Here is a 256-nt window from a genome sequence, read left to right as displayed (position 1 = left end):
GCGGTGCCGCTGTTCGCGACGCTGACGATTGCGTCGATGCTGCTGGTCCTCGATCGCCTCGGCCGGCTGTTCGCCTTCGTCGCGACCCAGGGTGGGCCGATCGGCGTCGTCTGGCGGATGCTCGCGAACCTGCTGCCGGAGTATCTGGGCCTCGGCATTCCGATCGGCCTGATGCTCGGCATCCTGCTCGCGTTCCGGCGGCTGTCCTCCACGTCGGAGCTCGACGTGATGCGCGGTGTCGGGATGAGCTACACCC

1 protein-coding gene is annotated in these 256 nt (G+C 68.4%); it reads left to right on the top strand.

The features are described from left to right. Window positions 1-256 (top strand): LptF/LptG family permease (locus AC0IYH_RS32630; protein ID WP_471838501.1); only part of this gene is annotated, 256 nt, incomplete at both ends.

It is taken from the genome of Pseudomonas sp. AC463, from assembly GCF_979253585.1.
The sequence above is the reverse complement of the archived record's forward strand: the minus strand, read 5'-3'. Positions and strand labels throughout refer to the sequence as shown.